The organism is Streptococcus didelphis DSM 15616 (assembly GCF_000380005.1).
GTDB classification, from domain to species: Bacteria; Bacillota; Bacilli; order Lactobacillales; family Streptococcaceae; genus Streptococcus; species Streptococcus didelphis.
Genome location: NZ_KB904188.1, coordinates 717,738 through 739,086, shown reverse-complemented (window position 1 = coordinate 739,086; position 21,349 = coordinate 717,738). Strand labels below are relative to the sequence as shown.

The window sequence follows — 21,349 nt, the reverse complement described above, 5'->3', positions numbered from 1 at the left end:
CGCAAATTAGTATCAGATATCAGAGCGTTATTATAAGCTACCTAAACTATTGTTTGAGAGTGAACGCTATAAGGATATGAAATTAGAGGTCAAGGTGGCTTACGCTGTCTTAAAAGATCGGTTAGAGTTGTCTTTGAGCAAAGGCTGGATTGATGAGGATGGGGCTATTTATTTGATATATTCTAATTCAAATCTGATGGCACTTTTAGGCTGTTCAAAGTCAAAATTACTCTCTATCAAGAAAACCTTACGTGAATATGGCTTAATGGATGAAGTCCAACAGTCCTCCAGTGAAAAAGGTCGAATGGCCAACAAGATTTATTTAGGAGAATTAGAACATGAACCTACCCCAGTCTTAAAAACAGCCGGGGCTAGTGTTAAAAAAATACTAGGGGGGTCTCAAAATCAGCCGGGGCCAGTCTTAAATTCAGCCCCTAGTGAGACTGAAGGAAGTGAGACTAATTATAGTGAAACTGAAGGGAGTGATTTCCTTATTGAGGATGAAGAGGAGATAGAAAATCTAACAAGTAAGAAAAGCGACAATGAACATTTTCATCGTAAGGTGGAGCAAGTCACAAGATATGACAGAGATTACATTTGGGGACTGGTTCATGACCAGTTGGGACAGGTTGGCTTATCACAGGCAGCTAGTGACTATGCCATGATTTTTTAGTGACCGTTATCAGTACGCTTTGGAACATATGCGATTTGCTCGATCAGCGGAAGTGATAGCTGAATACGTGTTTAATGGAGTACTGTCAGAATGGACCAAGCAACTCAGACGACAAGAAGAAAAGGGAGGTGATTAAAATGATTTGGTGGATACTAGGTGGAATCTATTTGGTTTCGCTTATCATTTTGATTGTTGAAATCATTCGTGCACCAGAAATGGATGATCATTATTAAGCAAGGGTGTTACGGAAGAAGTAATGTCCTTTTATTTTTGCCAGAAAGGAATGAGAGACATGAAGTTTTTAGATTTGTTTGCAGGAATTGGAGGCTTTCGATTGCGTTTAACTAATCAGGGGCATGAGTGCTTGGGCTTTTGTGAAATTGATAAATTCGCTAGAACATCTTACAAAGCCATGTTTAACACAGAAGGAGAAATAGAATACCATGACATTAGACAAGTCACAGACCAAGACTTTAGACAACTTAGAGGGCAGGTGGACATCATCTGTGGGGGATTCCCTTGCCAAGCATTTTCACTCGCAGGCAGACGACTGGGATTTGAGGATACTCGAGGTACTCTGTTCTTCGAGATTGCTCGAGCGGCCAAACAGATCCAACCACGTTTTTTATTCTTGGAAAACGTCAAGAGCTTACTCAGTCACGACAAGGGAGAGACATTTCGAACAATCCTCACCACATTGGATGAGTTGGGGTATGATGTCGAATGGCAGGTGCTTAACAGTAAAGATTTCCAAGTGCCGCAAAACCGTGAAAGAATTTTTATTATCGGACATTCTAGAAGATACCGTCCCAGATTCCTATTTCCTCTCAGAGGAGAAAACAGCCCAGCTCATCTTGAAAGGCTAGGGAATGTTAATCTCTCTAAGCGTGGTTTGAATGGTGAAGTCTATCTGACAAGTGGACTTGCTCCTACACTAACGAGAGGTAAAGGAGAGGGGGCAAAAATCGCCATTCCAGTCTTAACACCAGATAGATTAGAAAAACGCCAACATGGACGACGATTTAAAGAAAATCAAGACCCTATGTTTACTTTGACCAGTCAAGATAGACACGGGGTTGTTGTCGCTGGAAACCTTCCGACTAGCTTTGATCAGACTGGAAGAGTATTTGACATTTCTGGCTTGTCACCAACATTGACAACCATGCAGGGTGGAGATAAGGTGCCAAAGATTTTATTGAGAGAAGAATTGCCGTATCTGAAAATCAAGGAAGCCACAAAAGCGGGATTCGCAAAGGCGACGCTAGGAGATTCCGTTAATCTTGCTTATCCAGACTCAACCAAACGGAGAGGGCGAGTGGGAAAGGGAATATCAAATACACTAACGACTTCAGACAATATGGGAGTGGTGGTCGCTGCGCTGGAATATCGACAGGATAAGTGGTATGAAGTCACTGGCATTGTCTTAGAGGGGAAACTTTATCGCCTGAGAATAAGACGACTGACACCAAGAGAGTGTTTCAGGCTTCAAGGCTTTCCTGATTGGGCTTATGAAAAAGCAGAAGCAGTCTCTAGTAAAAGTCAATTATATAAGCAAGCAGGTAATAGTGTAACTGTCACAGTTATTGAAGCCATTGCGAGAGAATTTAGAAGAATGGAAGAGGAAGATAAACATGAACCTACTACATAAGAAAAGTATCCTAGATTGTACGGAATTAGAAGAACGTATTCACCAAGCTGAAACCAATCAGCTACTGGAAAAGTTGCTGTCGCTCCCCAATTTTGATTGTGACTTTGAGGTGACTTTTGAAGATGATTACCATAAAAAGATGAACTACCCACTATTCTACGAATCCAATCTTCATCGGATTTCGGATTTTATGGAAACTAGGGATATTAAAAATGGTGTGGATACCCTGTTGACTGAAGCCAATCATCTGGCCTTTCGTGCCTTTGGTCAACACTATACTGCAGAAGGCAAAGATGGCATACTGACAACATTGATAACTGTTAAGTGCTACGGTGAAGGACGGATGCCTATTGACATGAGTCGCTATTTCTCAACACCTGAACCAACAGTTGAAAATAGCCTAACCCTATAAGGAGGATCCTATGCTTGAGGTATATCTAGGATAAGTTGGTCTATGTCAATCCAGCTTTCTACTTTCCGAATGTGATTCAGGTTCAGACCACCATTCTTCCAACTATCGGTCAGTTTGGCGGTGATGAGTTCGAGAGAGCAAAGGTTATTTATGACTATCTCAAAAGCAAAGGTGCGACCAATCAAGCTATCGCAGCCATTTTAGGAAATTGGTCGGTAGAATCCTCTATTAATCCCAAGCGTGCGGAGGGCGACTATCTATCTCCCCCTATTGGTGCTACAGACAGTTCGTGGGATGATGAGGGCTGGCTCTCACTCAATGGTCCAACTATATACAATGGACGTTACCCAAATATTCTTAAACGTGGTTTGGGTCTAGGACAATGGACAGATACCGCAGATGGGTCACGCAGACATACCTTATTGCTAGAATATGCCAAAAGAAAACATCAGAAGTGGTATGATTTGGGGTTACAACTGGACTTCATGTTGTATGGGGATAGTCCTTACTACACAAGTTGGTTGAAAGAGTTCTTTAACAATTCAGGAAGTCCAGCCAGTCTTGCCCAACTCTTTCTGATTTACTGGGAAGGTAACTCAGGAGATAAGCTATTAGAGCGACAAACAAGAGCGGCTGAGTGGTTCTATCAAATTGAAAAGGGCTTCAGTCAGCCAAATGGTGGAACGGCACAAAGTGATCTACAAGCACTTGAAGCTGTTCGAGGAGACCTCTTTGAGAACTCTATTCCAGGAGGTGGTGACGGTATGGGTTATGCTTACGGTCAATGTACTTGAGGAGTTGCAGCCCGTATCAACCAACTGGGTCTGAAACTCAAAGGTAAAAATGGGGAGAAGATTTCTATTATCAGTACTATGGGAAATGGCCAAGACTGGGTGCGTACAGCGGCAAGCCTTGGTGGTGAAACAGGCACAACTCCACAAGCAGGAGCTATTATTTCCTTTGCGGGAGGAGGACATGGCATACCAGCAGAATACGGGCATGTGGCTTTCGTGGAAAAAGTCTACCCAGATTGCTCATTCCTTATCTCCGAAACCAACTATAATGGCAATCCCAACTACACCTTCCGTAGAATATCTGGAGTGGATAGTAGCTTGAGTTTTGCATATACGACGAAATAAGAAAATGATATGCTAACAATAACTTGATTTGTTAGCATATTATTTCGTTTATCGTTGATTATTTTAAAACAATGTGCTAATATTGTTTTAAAGTGTTAGCATATTGTTTTGGAGGTGGTGATATGGATTTGTTAGAGAAACCCGTTTATAATTATATTAAAAATAATCATGGAGTAATAACTTTTCGTGATATGGAAGAGCTTAACTTTTCTTATCAACAACTGAATCAATTAGTCTCTAAAGGGAAAGTGGAATCAATTGAAAGAGGTATCTATCATCTGCCAGATACCTATATCGATGACTATTTTAGTTTACAGTACCGTTTTCCAAAAGGAATTTATTCCTTAGAAACAGCACTTTGGTTACATGGTCTGTCCCTTACCATTCCATTTGAGCCTGTGATGACTTTTCCTTTTGGGACAAATACGAGGCCAATGAAAGAAGCTAGTGTCAGGCCGATTGTTGCTAGAAAGTATCATGAAATCGGTATGATTAAACTGGAGCGACAAGCTGGACAGTTTATCTCAGTATATGATATGGAACGAACATTAGTGGAGTGTTTGAGAACAGCTTACCATGTCGATATTCAAGTTATTGCTCCAGCTTTTCAAGCTTACTTCAAAAAAGGAGCTGTAGATTACACTAAGTTGTATCACTATGCACAACTATTTAAAGTAACTGAAAAACTACAATCATATGTGGAGGTCTTGTCGTGAAATTTTCAAATGCTAATAGTTTCAAAGCCAAAGTCAAGAATATTGCAAGAGAAAAAGGGATACCTGCTCAACAAGTTCAGCAAAATTTTCTGATTGAACAAGTCTTAAAACTCATCTCAGAGAGCAAGTATAAAGATTCTTTCATTGTGAAAGGTGGATTTCTTATCGGACAGATGATTGGCTTAGATAAACGGACAACAATGGATTTAGATGTTACCCTGAAAGGTCAACCTCTTAACGAAGAAAATATTCAATCAATCTTCAAAGAAATAATCAATCGACCTTCTGAAGGTTTCCAATTTGAAATTGATAAGTTAGAGCCAATTCGACAAGATGACGAATATGGTGGTTTTTCCCTTAAACTAAATGCGACATTTGACATCTTACGTGAAATTGTCTTTATTGATATAACGACAGGTGACCATATTACGCCACGAGAAATTACATACCAATTACAATCCGTTTTCTCAGAGGATAAGCTAGAAGTTTGGACTTATAATTTAGAAACAGTTCTTGCTGAAAAATTAGAAACCATTATAAGTCGAGGAGCTGCTTCAACTAGACCTCGTGACCGCTATGATCTCTATACATTGTACCACCTTCGAAAAGATGAGATTGATGTACCCATATTGAATGCAGCTTTGCACAATACTGCTAAAAAAAGAGAAAGTTTAGATATTTTGATAAATTGGGAAGAGCAATTAGAGACACTACGTAGCTCTGACTATCAGAAACAGCTTTGGTCTCGTTATCAAAAATCATTCAGATATGCCAGTGAAACGAGTTTTGAGGAATCTGTGGACATAGTAGCAATTATTTTAAATCATTTGGAGGTTTAGTATTGTATGCTGACAGGAACTTTACAGATGATGGGGTATGAATTTTTCTTTACGTTCGATGAAGAAAGATTATCCTTGATTCCCAAAGAAGGGGAAAAAGATGAGATTAGGTATTCTTGGTTCTATACTAAATTAGGAATAGGAATCTTTTCTTGGCCAGGGAAGCCTAAATTTGTAGAAGAAGACTTTCTTTATGGACGGGCAAATGAAACAAATCAAGTTATTACATTTCTAACAAATAAACACACGCAACTTCAGGAAAATAACGGTATCATTACAGTGCCGATTTTGGCCTATTTTTTTAGTTATTCTGACAGACCTAGGATTAGTCGAATATCATTTAGTGGGCTAGAGCTAAACTATATTCATCCAATTAATCGTACCTTTGAAATTTCGTATAAACCTGAAGAACACGATGGAAAAATCAATATTAGTACCTATGATTTTGATTCAACAACGACAGAAGAACAGAAGTTTAACGTTTTTGGAAAAGAAGTTCAAGTTTATTTCGGCGTCACTAGAACAACAAGTTTATCTATCGAAAAGCCACCACTAGCGTTAGCATCGTCAATGGTTTTTCATTTTGAAGAAACTCAAGATTATTCTTTTGTACGAGAGTTATATCGTATCGCAAAGGAGTTTATCCAATTTCTTTGTAATCGAAGAAATGTTAGTTTTACTGATATTCGATTGTCAAATAATCAAGGAAAGGTTGGGGAATTCAATGTGATTGAAGAAAGTATTGAGATTGAGATGAAGCCATTGAAAGATGGAAGATATATTCAACAAAAATATATTGCTGGTTATGAGGGAAAGATATTAGATGACATAGCTGAAAATAATCTATATCTCAGACATCTAGGTAAGAGTTTTAGGGATAGTCGGATAATTGATGCTGCTAGTTTTGTATTAAGGACTGCTGCTTTTGAATGGGAGTTTAGTAGACTATTTTCAGGAGATAAGTGGAAAAGTGAACAAAGAAAAAAATTAGAGGAAGAAGCTAGTAAGGAATTAGAGCGTTTGATTGAAAACTCAACAGGTAAACTGAAACAGATATATAAAGATTTGAAAAAATCAGTTGTTTCTTATCTATCTCTTTCTCAAAAAATTAGTCAAATTTTTGAAGAATATGGCGCATCTTTATTGGATTTATTTGGACAATCCATATATAAATTAAACAATATTTCTTATAATCACTCTGAAATTGCAGAGCGAATAGGCAAACAAAGAAATAATTTCGCTCATGGGAATTTAGATAAGGAATTTATAAATGAGTCTTTGCTAGATGTGGTGTTCCTTGAACAAATTGTCCTAGCTATGCAACTCCAATGTTTTGGAATAGATGAAGTAGAAACTAAAAAAATCATAAATGAAGTATTTTGCCATAATTTAATCGTATAGAGTTGTTAAAAAAGTATATTCCGAAAGTCTAGAACTACTAATTTTGTAGACTTGGGTTCACAAACTCCGAAACCAACTATAATGGCAATCCTAACTACACCTTTCGAAAATTATCTGGAGTGGATAGTAGCTTGAGTTTTGCGTATACGACGAAATAAAAAAGGATATGCTAACAATAATTAGATTTGTTAGCATATCTTTTTATTTTTTGGGTCACGATTAATCAGGATTTCTAGAAATGAGAATTGTTATGAGACGAATCATCTCATCAAGAACGTCTGCAAGTGGAATACCCTTTGTATAGCTATATTTTTTTGAATAATTTTGCCATTGTTGATTCTGAATAGGGTCAGCTTTGAATCTCTCAAGTAGTTCAATCATTTTATCAAAATCGAGGTCAGTTTCGCGATAGGAAAAGGTTCTTTGACAAGCATTTTTTAACTGAATGAAATCAATATCTTTTTTCTTCAATTTTGAAAGAATATAAATATCATAAAAATCTCTGCTTCGGCTATTCAAGAAGTTGCGTGAATAGATGGTCTGGAGTTTTTCAGCTAGGATTGTTTCAATGGTATAAGCAATTATTGGAAAATTCTCATTATCAAAAATAGCTTTATAATTGTATGTAATCGGCTGAGGAGTTACAACATCACCTGTTGCAATATCCAAATGGATAATTTGTTTAATATTTTCGAGTTGACATAAAATAGTTGCACGATAGCCACCGTATTCATCACTTTCTTTAATAGCTGTAATCGATTGAATCTTAAAAGAAATTCCTTCTTCTGAGTTTACTAAAATTTCCTCAAGTTGTTGCATCACAGTTTCTTCTGAGAGTGTTATTTGGTGGAACAAAAAATCAATATCAACAGTACTACGAGATTCAACTCCAATAACATTTGAAAGAAGGAATCCTCCCTTGAAAATATAGTGATCTGAATAAGTACTTTGACTTAATTTTTTCAATATCACTTCAAGAAAGTAATAGGTCATAATTGAATTAAAGGTTAAGCCAGTATTCTTTGATATTTTATGACAGAGTGCTGTTAATTTAGCTTTGTTCATACAAGGACCTCCAGAGTTTGTTTGACTTTGTCCAAGGTGTTCATTTTTGAAGCATATTCATAGAGTTTTGCAAGATTTTTTTTAGGATAATTTCCATAATGTTGAAGTGTTTTGACAAAAAGCTCAGTATCTATTTTTTCTCGATGAATCACAAAATCACAGATAATACGTTCAAAATCATATACTCTTACTTCGTTTCCCATAGGAGTTTTTACAATAGTAATTCCTAGTTCGCTGTATTCTTTTGATACGGAATATATGTTCAGATTAGCTGGAGGCGTATTAAAACGGTAGCCTCTTGGAACGGTTACATCAAAGTATTGTGGAATTTCATCTGTAAACTGTTGTAGGTAAAGTGCTGAGATATAAGAGAAGACAGCTTTGGGATATCGGTACTGAAAGAAGTAGTGTTCATCGTAGTCTCCATTTTGGGTTAGAAAAATTCCCTTCTCGACGCGGTATAGAATTCCTTCTTTTTCTAGTCTTGTCAAATATATTGTTGGAATATTTAGTGCTTTACAATCTTTATAGGTGATAATGCCATTTTGGTTTTCTATTAATTCAAGTAGAATCTCTTTATTTGACATGCTTACTCCTTTCTATGTTTCTTTCACACTACAATTTTACAATATTTGTAGTGTAAAAGCAACATTTTCTTTTCCCTGAACTTATTGTGATAACAAAATCAAGCCTTCTTTTTTATGATGAGGAAAGAGTGACAAATTGTTGCTAGAGAATAAAAGAAAAGAAGGACACTTTATGACCAAAACATGTAATCATCACTTTCTTGTCAATCAGGAAAAAGGCGAGAAACACGTCTTTCGCAAGAGTAAAAGATATCGAACGTTATGTTCGGTTGCACTTGGAACAATGGTGACGGCTGTTGTTGCTTGGGGAGGGAATGTTGCATATGCTGATGAAGTTACAACATCAGTTGACACCACCATTCAACGAACGGAAAATCCAGCCACGAATTTACCAGAAGCACAACCAAACCCTGTATCTGAACAAACTGAAAGTATAACGTCAACTGGTCAATCTAATGGTGCTATTGCTGTCACCGTACCGCATGATACCGTAACACAAGCAGTTGAAGAGGCAAAGGCTGAAGGTGTTTCTACGGTTGAAGATAGTCCAATGGATTTGGGAAATACAAGCTCTGCAACAGAGACCAGCCAACAAATTTCAAAAGCAGAAGTAGATGCGCAAAAACAAGTGGACGCTATCAATGAAGTTACTGAAACCTACAAAGCTGATAAAGCGACTTACGAATCGAATAAAGCCCGCATTGAACAGGAAAATAAGGAGCTGTCACAGACCTACGAAGAGGCTAACCAACCTGGTAAAGAGACAAATGCTTGGGTTGATACCAAAGTCAATGACCTAAAATCCCAGTATTCAGATGCTGAAGTGACCGTCAATGAACAAGTGGTTTCATCAGGAAATGGGACATCTGTACTTGACTATACAAACTATGGCAAAGCTGTTGAAACCATTCAATCAACTAACGAACAAGCTTTAGAGGATTATCTAACGAAGAAAACAAAGGCTGATGAAATTATTGCGAAAAATCAGGCCATTCAAAAAGAAAATGAAGCTGGACTTGCTAAGGCAAAGGCGGATAATGAAGCCATTGAAGGGCGGAATCAGGCTGGTCAAACGGCAGTTGATGCTGAAAACCGTGCAGGCCAAGCTGCGGTGGATAAAGCTAACCAAGAGAAACAGAAATTAGTTTCAGATCGTGCAGCTGAGATTGAAGCTATAACCAAACGCAATCAAGAAAAAGAAGAAGTCGCAAGAAAAGAAAATGAAGCGATTGATACCTACAATGCGAAAGAATCGGAACGCTACCAACGTGACTTGGCTGAAATTTCAAAAGGTGAAGAAGGCTACATCTCAGAAGCCCTTGCTCAAGCACTCAATCTCAATAATGGTGAACCACAAGCACAACATGGGACCATTACCCGAAATCCTGATCAGATCATTTCAACTGGCGATGCCATGCTGGGGGGCTACTCAAGAATTTTGGATTCAACAGGATTCTTTGTTTATGACAATTTTAGGACAGGTGAGACCCTCAGTTTTAACTATCAACATCTTCAAAATGCACAATTTGATGGGAAAAAGATTAGTCGTGTGAGTTACGATATTACCAACCTTGTGTCACCAGCTGGAACCAATTCCGTAAAATTGGTTATGCCAAACGATCCTACCGAAGGCTTTATTGCCTATCGAAATGATGGAAATGGGGGCTGGCGAACAGACAAGATGGAGTTTCGTGTGACTGCCAAGTATTTCTTGGAAGATGGGTCGCAAGTCACCTTCTCCAATGAAAAGCCAGGTGTTTTCACGCATTCTTCCCTCAATCATAATGATATTGGTCTGGAATATGTCAAAGATACTTCTGGGAAATTTGTATCCATTAATGGTTCAACTATCCAAGTGACCGATGAAGGTCTGGCTCGTTCTTTGGGTTCCAACCGTGCAAGCGATTTAAATTTACCTGAAGAATGGGATACGACATCTAGCCTTTATGCCTATAAGGGTGCCATTGTCTCAACGGTCACATCAGGCAATACCTATACAGTCACCTTTGGCCAAGGCGATATGCCACAAAATGTTGGCTTGTCTTACTGGTTTGCTTTAAATACCCTACCAGTTGAGTTGCACGGACAGTAACACCTTATAGTCCCAAACCTCGTGTAACGGTAGAGCTTGAACCTGTTCCAGAACCTATTACGGTAACTCCAGATGTCTATGTTCCAAAAAACTTTACACCAGAAAAGCCTGTGAGTTTCACGCCCAAGCCTTTGGAAGAAGTGGTGCAGCCTAATCTGACGTTGACCAAGGTAACGCTACCTGTCAAACCTATTCCAAAAGAACTACCAACGCCCCCTCAAGTACTGACTGTCCATTACCATGCTTATCGTTTGACCACAACTCCAGAAATTATGAAAGAAGTGGTGAATACGGACCAAGCCAATGTACATGAGAAAACAGTCGCAAAAGATTCAACGGTTATCTATCCCTTAACGGTCGATGCTCTCTCTCCTAATCGTGCTAAGACGACTAGTCTCATGTTTGAGGACTACTTGCCTGCTGGCTATCTCTTTGATTTGGAAAAAACACAGGCTGAAAACGGAGACTACGAAGTGACTTTTGATGTATCTAAAAACTTTGTGGCCTTAACCGCAAAGGAAAACTTGTTGCAGGAAGTGAACAAAGATTTAACCAAGGTTTATCATGGACTAATGTCAAATAAGTAGACAGAAAACCGTGTTATTTTATTGCGTTAAAATAATTTTCTTCTTTCTGATTAGGAGTTAGTCCTAGATTAGCCGTATGTGGGTTGTAATTGTTATAAAAATTCTCAATGTATTCAAAGCAATCTAATTGAACCTGTTTGATATTTTGATAATGTTTTCGGTTGATTTGTCTATGCTTTAAATACTTGAAAAATGCTTCAGTTACGGCATTATCATAAGGATATCTAGGATTAGAAAAAGAATGCATGATATTGTTGTCATCAATAATTTTTCTAAATTCGCTGGCCTTAAATTGTGAACCTTGGTCGGAATGAAAGAGAAGTGTTCCTTCAACCTTTCTTTTATTAAGAGCTAATTCTAGAGTGTCACATGCTAACTTTGCATCCATACGATGACTCAGTTTCCAAGCAATACATTTTCTAGAATAGAGATCAAGTATTGCGCAGAGATAGACATATTTCTTATATCCGATAGAAATATAGGTGAAGTCTGTTGTCCAGACTTGATTTGGTTTGTCAGGATTAAATTTTTGCTTGAGTAAATTTTGAGGGGAGTTTCTTTGAGCTTCTTTAAGAGCTCGTTTTGGCTTAACTGTTGCCATTTTAGGGAGCGCCATATTCTTCATAAGACGGTAAATTCTTCCTTCAGAGATTTTAGTGTCATAGTCTCTTTGAAGAATGACCTTGATAGCCTTCACACCAAGTCTTTTGTTTGCTTTGGTATAAATCTCAAGTATTTGTTTTCTATAAATTTGATTATCCAATTCTCTTTTTGAGGGCTTATGTTTTAGAAATTTATAGTAAGTGGAGCGATTGACACGTAAAACACGACACAAGGTTGTTGTGGCGTGTTCAAAGCGTAACCGATAGACAGCGAGGAGTCTTACTTTAAGTTTTGCATGAATATGGCACTTGCTTTTTTTAAGATAAGGTTCTCCTCTTCAAGCTGTGCATTACGTTTTTGTAACTCTTGTATTTGCTTGGCAGTAAGTACAGAATTATCTTCGAGTCTGACTTGAGAATACTGTTTGACCCATTTTGCAAGCGCAGAAGCGGATACCCCATAGTCTTTACAGAGTTCAGACTGAGTTTTTCCAGTTTGATAAAGGTTGACAAGGGATTGTTTAAATTCTTCATCGTAGCGTTTAAATGTTGACATAGGTTGTCCTTTCGTTTTTGTGTCTTTTAAAACAGATTATAACACACAAAGTTTTGTCTACTTTTATAGTATACATCCAAATTTCAGTAGAGCTGTAAGCTTTTTAGATAATGGAGGAAAGTATGTTTTTTGTGGCTTTCTGAATCAACATCCTGTTTTATCAAAAGAAAACGATAAAACGTTGAATACAGAAGAAATATTCAATTCGTTAAAATTAGTTATTGTAAAAAATATTTCTCTAATTGGAAATTGTTTAGGAAGCCAAGAGGACTTAAATAAAGTAATTGAAATCTATAGTTCTAACATGTCGCCGACTATTGATTCAGAATATAATTTAGGTCAATTGGAAGAGTTCTTGACAAGAAGTTTTTTTGATAAAAATAAATTAGGGAAATGTGTAATTGATTATAGTAAGGAGGGTGTTACATATGTTTAATAGATTTTTTGGCATAATAATTTGTATCATTGTGGGGAATGTTGTTTTGACAATATTGGAAAGTTTTGGTATGAATGTCTGGATTGCAAGATTAATTGCTTGTTTAGTTGTCGGAATATGCAGTATTCTAATTTATCATTTTGAAAAAAAGTAAAGGGAAGATTCTATGAAATTATATAATATTGTTAAAAAATTTAAGAATCATGCTGTATTGAATGATATTTCTTTTGAGATAAATAAAGGAGAGATTGTTGGTTTAGTTGGAAAGAACGGTGCTGGAAAGAGTACGCTGATGAAGATTATTTCAAAGTTAGATACTAATTTCGAAGGAAAAATAGATGAAGTAGGTCGCTTGGGGTACTTCATTGAATCGCCAAAATTAGTCACCAATAGAACTGGATTGTGGAATTTAAAATATTTTTCGTATATTTTTGGGAATAAGTTCTTAATTGAAGATTATTTTGATTTTTATCAATCTATAGAAATAATAGATTTCCTTAAACAGAAAGTAAAAAAATATTCTTTGGGAATGAAACAGAAGTTAGGAGTTCTAATAGCATTATTAAACAATCCAGATTATGTTATATTAGATGAACCTACAAATGGTATGGATATTGATTCTAGTATTGTCTTTTTACAAGAGTTAAAAAACATTGTAAAGGAGAAGAATATAGGGGTTTTTATTTCTAGTCACAAATTAGAAGATATAGAACTGATATGTGATAGAATTGTTTTCTTGAATAATGGAAAATTAGAAAAATTAAATAGTAGGGAGTATAAAAATAGGATTATACATAAATTGATATTTAGAGATAAAAATGATGTTGATTTATTTCTAAAAAATCAAAACATAGGGATAATAACTGAAAGTCAAGATGATTTTGTTAAAATTGAGACAAGCTACTCATATAGTGAATTAATGGACTTAATTAATAAATTAAATATTAGTTTGTTAGATTATTCCTATGAACAAAAAACTTTACGAGATATCTATATAGACAAAATTATCAAGGGAGATTGATACTATGAAATTCAACAAACGATTATATATTAAGAGTTGTCTCAAAGAATTAGTAACCTCTGGTATTATAATAATTGGAGTAATTGTTGCCTTAATTCCACCTGTAATTTTAATGTATTATATTATAAATTATGGAAGTCATTCCTTCTACATCAAACATATTTCAAATTTTTTCTGCATTTTTGGACTATATATTGGTGTTTTAAGCCCACTTTATTTTATAAATAGAGATTTTTCAATGGATACTATTACATTAGTTTGTAATACTAAAGAAAATAGAATCGCTTATTTAAATGCCAATGTATTACTTGCTTTCTTTCTCTCTCTCTTTATTTTACTCATCAATTGGAGTAGCTACAGTACTGCTAGCAAATTATCTCGGCGTTACGGGTGATTTGACCATTAATTTCATAATTGGATTCTTTTGTAATTTAACTATTACGATAGTTTTCTATTATTTATTTAGCTACCTATTATTTTCTTTTTTTATAAAATCTAATGTTGTTTTTTCATTTCTAACTTTATTACTATTGTTTATTCCGAATATAATTTCAAATATTTTATACTCTACGCAAAATGAATTGTTAAATAATTTATTTGAAAAAATTCCAATGTATTTTTTACCAATTTATGCAGGTTCAAATATCATGGAGGTTAGTCAATATATAATTTCTATTTTGAGTATTTGTATTTTATATACACTATCGATGAAGAAAACTTTAAATCTTACATTTTAATTTATGATTGATCATTTAACAAAGTAGGACTTGTATTGTTCAAATTAATTATGCGTAATCAATTGAGTATTTCCTCTAAAGTCATAAACCACCCATGAAAACGGACTTTATCTTGTTCGAAACCCGCCATCAGAAAACCGATCTTCATACTCTCTCACGCTTAACTTATCAAGTGCTATGTCATCTTTCTCCTGTTCTCTGCCAAAGATACTTCTTTTTATAATCAGTATTCCTTTTACAAGCTTAATTTATACCTTTCTTAAGATTGTGACTGCCAGTGTTGCCTTTTGGAGCAAGCAATCAGGAGCTCTTACTTACATTTTTTATATGTTCAATGATTTTGCTAAATATCCTATATCTATTTATAATAGCTTTCTTCGTTGGTTGATTAGTTTTATTATTCCTTTTGCTTTTACGGCTTACTATCCTGCAAGCTACTTTTTACAAGGTAAAAATCCTTTATTTAATATTGGAGGCCTTATTCTGATTTCCTTAGTCTTTTTTGGCCTTTCCTTACTACTTTGGCATAAAGGCTTAGAGGCCTATGAAAGTGCTGGGTCATAAATAAGGTAAGAGACAGACTTTTCTTTCAGTCTAAAAAGCTCTAGCCTTATCTTTCAAGCTTTATTTATGATATGTTACTTATTTTGTGGTAGCATTATTATAAGAAGGAGGAGCATTATGAAAAATCATATAGAATCACTCTTACTAAAAACAGATAACACATTGTGGTCTCAGGCAGCTCAGAAAATTGCTCAGGTAGAATGGCCAGCAGGCCCAGCCTTAGCCAAACGAATGGAAAATGATTCCTGGTCCCAAGATGAAGCCGTAGTTTACCTTCATGATGAGGGGAAATTAGTTGGTTTTTGTTCCATAGAACATGAGGATATTGTTAAAGAGGTTGATTATTCACCCTTTGTGAGCTCTGTGTATGTTAATCCAGATTACAGAGGACAGGGATTAAGTTTAAGGATTGTTAGTCTGGCAGAAGACTTTGCAGGGACTCAAAATATTTAGAAACTTTATATTGTCACACGTCATATAGGACTTTATGAAAAATTAGGATATCAAAAAATAGATGAAAAAAATGACGTTTTTGGACGTTTAAATCAGATTTTAGTAAAAGTACTAGACCCTAAATAAAATGAAAGTAGTTATAGTAACAAGATGAAGGAATTTGTAACAAAAGAAATTAGAATTTTTGAAAACTATGAAACCCAGCTGTTTGAATATGGGAAAGTTATTGTTAGCACACAGGTAGTAGAATCCTCTTTAAATTACCATGCAACAGCTCATGGTGGTTATTTGTTTGCTTTAAGTGACCAAATTGCAGGTGCTGTCTGTGTCTCTACAGGTTATGATGCAGTTACTCAGCAATCTAATATTAATTATCTCAAAGCAGCAGTAAAAGGAGATGTGCTTACTATAGAAGGAACCTGTATTCATGATGGTAGGACATCTAAGGTAAATGAAGTTACTATAAGAAATCAAAAAGGACAATTAGTCACAAAAGCAAGCTTTACCATGTTTATAGTTGGTAAAAGAAAAGATAATAATTAAAAAGTGCTATCCATCTTGATTTACGAGATGGATGGTATTTTTTAATTTAAACTTTCTTTCATAAGAGCTGACAAGCGTGATAAGTCATGATAAACTATTAAATAAGAATGATTATAAATAAGCAAAGAGATTATGAAAGGAATTTTGCCAATGTCCCTATTAAGCTTTGATAATGTCAGTTTTGAGGTAGCACAAAAAAGAATTCTGGACCAAATAAGCTTTACTGTTGAAGAAGGGGATTTTATGTCAATAGTTGGTCCTTCAGGAAGTGGCAAGAGTTCCTTACTAAAACTTGCTAGCTCCTTGATCAGTCCAAGTAAAGGAGATATTTTATTCTACGACAATTCTTTAGAAGACTTAGATCTAATAGCCTTTCGCAAGGAAGTGTCCTATTGTTTTCAAACGCCATATTTATTTGGAGAAAGTGTTGAGGATAATATTGATTTTCCCTTTACCATTAGAAATAAAGAAGTAGACCAAAAGAGGGTTAAGGAACTTTTTGCACTTTTTAAAATGGATATAGCTTATTTAAAAGAAGATGTCAAAAAACTCTCAGGTGGTGAAAAGCAAAGAATAGCCCTTATAAGACAGCTCCTTTTTCCTCCTAAGTTATTACTGCTTGATGAGGTTACATCTGCCTTAGATGCGGTCAATAAAGAAATTGTCGAAACAGTTATTACTAACCTGCATGAGAATGGCGTAACTATCTTATGGGTCACTCATGACTTAGAGCAAAGCCGTAAATATGCTAACAAAATAATGACCATCATTGATGGAAAATTAGATAGACTGGAGCTTATTAAATGACAGGTGCAAATCATATTTCTACCTTATCTTTACTTTTGGCATCATCCTTGGTGTTAATAACCTTATTTTTTTCCTATTGGCAAAAATTAGGTTTGGAAAAGGAAATTTTAATCAGTGCTATTCGGGCAGTTATTCAATTATTACTAATAGGCTTTGTTTTGGATGCTATTTTTGGTTACCATAACCCATTGTTTACAGGCTTCTTATTACTTTTTATGATTCTTAATGCTGCCTATAATGCTTCCAAAAGAGCTCAAGGAATGGCAGATGGCTTTAAAATTTCATTTATAGCTATCTTATCAGGGCTTTCAGTTACCTTGTCAGTTCTTATTTTTTCTGGGATTTTAAAATTTATTCCCAATCAAATGATACCTGTAGGAGGTATGATTATTAGCAATTCGATGATAGCTATTGGACTTTGCTTTAAGCAAATGCTGGCTGATTTTCAGAATAAACAAGAAGAAGTTGAAACGAAGCTAGCTTTAGGGGCGGATATCTTACCAGCTTCTAGTGATATTATTAGAAATGTTATTAAAATAGGTATGGTACCTACTATTGATTCGGCTAAAACCTTAGGCATTGTCTCCCTACCTGGTATGATGACGGGATTAATTCTAGCAGGGGTAAATCCTGTTCAAGCTGTTAAATATCAAATGATGGTCACCTTCATGCTGTTAGCAACGACCTCTATTTCTTCTTTTCTTGCTAGCTATCTTGCCTATAAAAGATTCTTTAATCCTAAAAAGCAACTGGTGATAAAAAAATAATGGCACCTAAAAAACACCTTCTTTAATCTGGCTGATGAGTTTGAAATAGGTGTTTTATTAATATAGATTTTTTTACTTGTGGTAAAGCTTATTATGCTGGTAGACAGGGTCAAAAGTAAGATTGACTCCTAATTTGCGCAGGACATTTTTATCTTCGTTGGTTAGGGTTACTGTTGAATGGGCTTCACTACCTTTGAGCTTACCTAATTCTTTCATGGCTAGGTCAGCTTGACTATTATTCATGGCAGTAATAGCTAGCGCTATAAGAATTTCATTAGAGTGTAAACGAGGATTTTGGCTACCCAGATGATTAACTTTAAGGCCTTGAATAGGTTTGACATATTCTGGTTCAATAAGCTTGGTAGCCTTATCAATATTGGCTAACTTTTTAATGGCATTGATAATGACAGCAGCACTTGGTCCAAAGAGATCAGAGGTTTTACCAGTTACAATGTCACCATTTGGTAACTCAAGTGCAAGGGCTGGAAAGCCAGTTGCTTCGGCTTTAGCACGAGCAATCATTGTCACCTGACGATCTTCGGGACAAACTCCAATATCATTCATTAAAAGTTCTATTTTTTTAACAGCTGTTTCAGAAAGGCGTTCTGCCTTAAAATCAACTAAGGTTTGATAGTAACGACGAATGATTTCTTGCTTGGAAGCCTCAATAGCAGCCTCTTCATCAATAATCGAAAAGCCGACCATATTCACACCCATATCAGTTGGTGAAGCATAAGGAGACTTGGTTAAGATCCGCTCAAAAGTACGGTTTAAGACAGGAAAGACTTCAATATCTCTATTGTAGTTAACAGCTGTTTTGCCGTATTTTTCCAGATGGAAAGGGTCAATCATATTGACATCATCTAAATCAGCAGTAGCAGCCTCATAGGCTAGATTAACAGGATGATGTAAAGGTAAATTCCAAACAGGGAAGGTTTCAAACTTAGCATAACCTGATGAAATACCATTAATTTGATCATGGTACATTTGGGACATGCAGGTAGCCAACTTTCCAGAACCAGGTCCAGGTGCAGTAACTACAACCAGATTTCGGCTGGTCTTGATATAGTCATTTTTCCCCATTCCTTGAGCAGAGATAATATGATTGATATCTGTTGGGTAACCCTTAATAGGATAATGTAAATAAGATGTAATCCCATTTTTATCCAACTGTTTACGAAAGGCATCTGCAGCAGCTTGATTATTATATTGGGTAATAACGACGGAACCAACATAAATTCCTAGTGCATTAAAGGTATCAATTAAGCGAAAAACTTCCTGATCGTAAGAAATTTCCAAATCTCCACGTGATTTAGAATGCTCAATATTATTAGCATTAATAGCGATAACAATTTCAACCTGTTCTTTTAATTCTTGGAGCAGTTTGATTTTATTATCTGGTTCATAGCCTGGTAAAACGCGAGCAGCATGATAATCTTCAAGCATCTTGCCACCAAACTCCATATAGAGTTTCCCATCAAACTGACCAATTCTTTCTAGAATATGATCACGTTGTAATTTTAGGTATCTTTCGGAATCAAAAGCAATTTTTTTCATGTATTTTCCCCTTTATCCACCATTATATCAAAGATAAGAAAAGAAGTGAATTTTTTTAAGAATGTCCTACAAAGCATAGAAGTACTTAAAAACAGTACTCTTAAAAGCTGGCTTGACAATTTTAGAGTCCTGTTTTATACTGATATAAATTAAATACTGCTTTAACTATGTCCCGTGAGACATAAAAGCTTCAAGAAAAAGAGACAGATTTTTGCTGTACTCTCATTTGTTGTAGATTTTAGAAAACTCAGGGCATAGGTTCTGAGTTTTTTGACTTGTAAAGGGTATTAATTTAATTAAGGTAGTCAGTGAGCTACTATTAAAGGAGAGATTTATGTCAAAGATGACTTTAGACAAGAATAATAAGCGTGCCTTGGTGGCGGCAATTGTGGCTTCAGGAACTGACGATTTAAATGTGATGTTTCTAGCTTTTTCCATGTCTTCAATTATTAGTGAGCTGGGAATAACAGGGGCCCAGGGAGGTTGGATAGCAAGTATTACTAATTTAGGGATGCTGGTAGGAGGACTTTTCTTTGGTCTTTTAGCTGATCGTCATCATAAATTTAAGGTTTTCAAATGGACAATCTTACTTTTTTCAGTTGCAACGGGACTCATTTATTTTACCCAAAATATTTATTACCTTTACTTCATGCGCTTCCTAGCTGGCGTGGGAGTAGGGGGAGAATATGGTGTAGCTATTGCTATTATGGCAGGAATTATACCAGCTAATAAGATGGGACGGATCTCTTCTCTCAATGGTATTGCAGGGCAAGTTGGTTCCATTAGCTCGGCTCTCTTAGCCGGTTGGCTAGCACCAGCTTTAGGCTGGAGAGGCCTCTTCTTATTTGGTTTATTACCTATTTTATTAGTTCTTTGGATGGTAATAAAGATTGACGATGACAAAATCTGGGATAGAGGAAGTTATCCTGATGAAGAGACCAGTCAGCCTGTTAAGATTAATCAACTCTTTAAAACACCAGCTTTAACAGCCCAAACCTTGGCATTAATGGTAATGACAACAGTACAAATTGCTGGTTATTTTGGAATGATGAATTGGCTACCAACAATTATTCAAACAAGTTTAACTATTTCAGTCAAAGATTCATCATTATGGATGGTAGCAACTATTTTAGGCATGTGTCTAGGAATGTTAAGCTTTGGACAGATTTTGGATAGGTTTGGCCCTAGACTAGTTTATTCTGTTTTTTTACTGGCTTCAGCAGCCTGTGTCTATCTTTTCCAGTTTGCAAATTCTATGTCAAGTATGGTTATAGGAGGAGCGATTGTAGGTTTCTTTGTTAATGGAATGTTTGCTGGCTATGGTGCGATGATTACGCGACTTTATCCCCATCGTATTCGTTCTACTGCTAATAATCTTATTTTAAATGTAGGGCGTGCTGTGGGTGGCTTCTCATCTGTTATTATTGGTAAGATTTTAGATATATCAGGTGTTCCTATGGTAATGATTTTCTTGTCTGTACTTTACCTCATTAGCTTTGTTGCTATGTGGACAATTAAGAATTTAAAAGCGGATGTCTATAAAGAACTGGTTAATTAGCTAAAATAAACTAAAAATAAAAGTATAATCCCATAGATTTCCCTCTTAATTTTTGCTCTAAAAAACTTCTAATCCTGTATCAGGTCTTTAGAAGTTTTTTATATAGTTAAATGAGCAAATCTTTTCAGTTGTTAATTTTATCTATAAAGGCTTTAATTTCAACTCGGACTCTGGTATGACAAGCCTTAGCAATAAGCTCCTCACCAACAAAAGCCTCAAGGCGGAAATCATATTTACGTCCCTCTTCTTTCAAAGCAGTAATTACCACTGTAACAGCTTGGCCTATGTGAGAAGCCTTTAGATGTTGAAGAGCAAATTCTGAACCAACAGTTGTTAAATCAGGCTCTTCAATGGATTGTTGAGCAAATAAATAGGCAGCATTTTCCATAAAAGCCACTAAAGAAGGACTTGATAGCACATTGAGATTGCCTGACCCCATATGTTTTGCAGAATGTTCTGAGGTAGTTTCAAAAACTTTAGAATAGATAGCCATATATTTTCTCCTTTTAGCTTTATTATAATATATTAAGCGCTATCAGTCCTGTCTAAACTGTAATTTATGGTATACTGATTGAAAGATTAAATGTTA

General features: G+C 35.8%; 18 protein-coding genes and 6 pseudogenes. 18 read left to right on the top strand and 6 right to left on the bottom strand.

Going from position 1 to position 21,349, the window contains the following annotated elements:
* The first annotated feature begins 16 nt into the window (after window positions 1–16).
* The 8 genes and pseudogenes from A3GU_RS09535 to A3GU_RS10670 form a co-directional block, all read left to right on the top strand.
* Window positions 17–809, top strand: a pseudogene (locus A3GU_RS09535) (replication initiator protein A).
* Between the two features lie 156 nt (window positions 810–965).
* Window positions 966–2,321: a DNA (cytosine-5-)-methyltransferase gene (gene dcm, locus A3GU_RS0103680; RefSeq protein WP_018366196.1), complete on the top strand. Its 1,356-nt coding sequence runs from the start codon at window positions 966–968 to the stop codon at window positions 2,319–2,321.
* Complete coding sequence (locus tag A3GU_RS0103675; RefSeq protein WP_018366195.1) at window positions 2,305–2,733, top strand: hypothetical protein; 429 nt, start codon at window positions 2,305–2,307, stop codon at window positions 2,731–2,733. The genes dcm and A3GU_RS0103675 overlap by 17 nt, the downstream gene beginning before the upstream one ends.
* Before the next feature lie 29 nt (window positions 2,734–2,762).
* Window positions 2,763–3,872, top strand: a pseudogene (locus A3GU_RS09530) (phage tail tip lysozyme); the annotation flags it as partial.
* A gap of 122 nt (window positions 3,873–3,994) precedes the next feature.
* The gene (locus A3GU_RS0103660; protein WP_018366192.1) at window positions 3,995–4,588 is read left to right on the top strand and encodes a type IV toxin-antitoxin system AbiEi family antitoxin domain-containing protein; all 594 of its coding nucleotides are present in this window, start codon (window positions 3,995–3,997) and stop codon (window positions 4,586–4,588) included.
* Entirely contained in the window at window positions 4,585–5,427 is an 843-nt protein-coding gene (locus A3GU_RS0103655) for a nucleotidyl transferase AbiEii/AbiGii toxin family protein (protein ID WP_018366191.1), read from the top strand. Before A3GU_RS0103660 ends, A3GU_RS0103655 begins: the two co-directional genes overlap by 4 nt.
* A gap of 6 nt (window positions 5,428–5,433) precedes the next feature.
* Window positions 5,434–6,828: a HEPN domain-containing protein gene (locus A3GU_RS0103650; protein ID WP_018366190.1), complete on the top strand. Its 1,395-nt coding sequence runs from the start codon at window positions 5,434–5,436 to the stop codon at window positions 6,826–6,828.
* A 56-nt stretch (window positions 6,829–6,884) separates the two neighbouring features.
* Window positions 6,885–6,986, top strand: a pseudogene (locus tag A3GU_RS10670) (CHAP domain-containing protein); the annotation flags it as partial.
* Window positions 6,987–7,047: 61 nt separating this feature from the next.
* Here the strand turns inward: A3GU_RS10670 and A3GU_RS0103645 are convergent.
* Both A3GU_RS0103645 and A3GU_RS0103640 read right to left on the bottom strand, forming a co-directional pair.
* Window positions 7,048–7,893 carry a nucleotidyl transferase AbiEii/AbiGii toxin family protein gene (locus A3GU_RS0103645; protein WP_018366189.1) on the bottom strand — a complete coding sequence of 282 codons (846 nt, stop codon included), beginning with the start codon at window positions 7,891–7,893 and terminating at the stop codon, window positions 7,048–7,050.
* Window positions 7,890–8,480, bottom strand: coding sequence for a type IV toxin-antitoxin system AbiEi family antitoxin domain-containing protein (locus A3GU_RS0103640; protein ID WP_018366188.1), 591 nt, complete (start codon window positions 8,478–8,480; stop codon window positions 7,890–7,892). Before A3GU_RS0103640 ends, A3GU_RS0103645 begins: the two co-directional genes overlap by 4 nt.
* Window positions 8,481–8,652: 172 nt before the next feature.
* Here A3GU_RS0103640 and A3GU_RS09525 point away from each other — a divergent pair.
* Window positions 8,653–11,135: pseudogene (locus A3GU_RS09525) on the top strand (GbpC/Spa domain-containing protein); the annotation flags it as partial.
* 37 nt (window positions 11,136–11,172) lie between these two features.
* Here the strand turns inward: A3GU_RS09525 and A3GU_RS0103630 are convergent.
* A protein-coding gene (locus A3GU_RS0103630) for an IS3 family transposase (RefSeq protein ID WP_156812685.1) occupies window positions 11,173–12,317 on the bottom strand; the annotation gives its coding sequence in 2 pieces (ribosomal slippage) (window positions 11,173–12,086 and window positions 12,086–12,317; 1,146 coding nt in all).
* 19 nt (window positions 12,318–12,336) lie between these two features.
* On the opposite strand from A3GU_RS0103630, the gene A3GU_RS10185 reads away from it, so the two are divergent.
* The 3 genes from A3GU_RS10185 (at window position 12,337) to A3GU_RS0103605 (ending at window position 14,168) form a co-directional block, all read left to right on the top strand.
* On the top strand, window positions 12,337–12,753 hold the full coding sequence (locus tag A3GU_RS10185; RefSeq protein WP_018366185.1) for an MDR/zinc-dependent alcohol dehydrogenase-like family protein: 417 nt from the start codon (window positions 12,337–12,339) through the stop codon (window positions 12,751–12,753).
* 166 nt (window positions 12,754–12,919) lie between these two features.
* Window positions 12,920–13,774: an ABC transporter ATP-binding protein gene (locus A3GU_RS0103610; protein ID WP_018366183.1), complete on the top strand. Its 855-nt coding sequence runs from the start codon at window positions 12,920–12,922 to the stop codon at window positions 13,772–13,774.
* A gap of 4 nt (window positions 13,775–13,778) precedes the next feature.
* A complete protein-coding gene (locus tag A3GU_RS0103605; RefSeq protein WP_026216436.1) occupies window positions 13,779–14,168 on the top strand; it encodes a hypothetical protein in 390 nt (129 codons plus the stop codon).
* A 450-nt stretch (window positions 14,169–14,618) separates the two neighbouring features.
* Here A3GU_RS0103605 and A3GU_RS10665 read toward each other — a convergent pair.
* Window positions 14,619–14,711, bottom strand: a pseudogene (locus A3GU_RS10665) (IS200/IS605 family transposase); the annotation flags it as partial.
* Here A3GU_RS10665 and A3GU_RS09520 point away from each other — a divergent pair.
* The 5 genes and pseudogenes from A3GU_RS09520 to A3GU_RS0103580 form a co-directional block, all read left to right on the top strand.
* Window positions 14,701–15,075 (top strand): annotated as a pseudogene (locus A3GU_RS09520) (ABC-2 family transporter protein); the annotation flags it as partial. The pseudogenes A3GU_RS10665 and A3GU_RS09520 overlap by 11 nt on opposite strands.
* A gap of 117 nt (window positions 15,076–15,192) precedes the next feature.
* Entirely contained in the window at window positions 15,193–15,528 is a 336-nt protein-coding gene (locus A3GU_RS09515) for a GNAT family N-acetyltransferase (RefSeq protein ID WP_018366181.1), read from the top strand.
* A 150-nt stretch (window positions 15,529–15,678) separates the two neighbouring features.
* The gene (locus A3GU_RS0103590) at window positions 15,679–16,071 is read left to right on the top strand and encodes a PaaI family thioesterase (protein WP_018366180.1); all 393 of its coding nucleotides are present in this window, start codon (window positions 15,679–15,681) and stop codon (window positions 16,069–16,071) included.
* 150 nt (window positions 16,072–16,221) lie between these two features.
* On the top strand, window positions 16,222–16,878 hold the full coding sequence (locus A3GU_RS0103585) for an ABC transporter ATP-binding protein (protein ID WP_018366179.1): 657 nt from the start codon (window positions 16,222–16,224) through the stop codon (window positions 16,876–16,878).
* Complete coding sequence (locus A3GU_RS0103580; protein ID WP_018366178.1) at window positions 16,875–17,645, top strand: ABC transporter permease; 771 nt, start codon at window positions 16,875–16,877, stop codon at window positions 17,643–17,645. Before A3GU_RS0103585 ends, A3GU_RS0103580 begins: the two co-directional genes overlap by 4 nt.
* A 72-nt stretch (window positions 17,646–17,717) precedes the next feature.
* On the opposite strand, the gene A3GU_RS0103575 is transcribed toward A3GU_RS0103580, so the two are convergent.
* On the bottom strand, window positions 17,718–19,202 hold the full coding sequence (locus A3GU_RS0103575; protein WP_018366177.1) for a DUF1846 domain-containing protein: 1,485 nt from the start codon (window positions 19,200–19,202) through the stop codon (window positions 17,718–17,720).
* 334 nt (window positions 19,203–19,536) lie between these two features.
* Between A3GU_RS0103575 and A3GU_RS0103570 the strand changes: the two genes are divergently transcribed.
* Window positions 19,537–20,760 (top strand): MFS transporter, encoded by a 1,224-nt coding sequence (locus A3GU_RS0103570; RefSeq protein ID WP_018366176.1) that lies wholly within the window; start codon window positions 19,537–19,539, stop codon window positions 20,758–20,760.
* Window positions 20,761–20,884: 124 nt separating this feature from the next.
* On the opposite strand, the gene A3GU_RS0103565 is transcribed toward A3GU_RS0103570, so the two are convergent.
* On the bottom strand, window positions 20,885–21,253 hold the full coding sequence (locus tag A3GU_RS0103565; protein ID WP_018366175.1) for a thioesterase family protein: 369 nt from the start codon (window positions 21,251–21,253) through the stop codon (window positions 20,885–20,887).
* Window positions 21,254–21,349 lie beyond the last annotated feature (96 nt).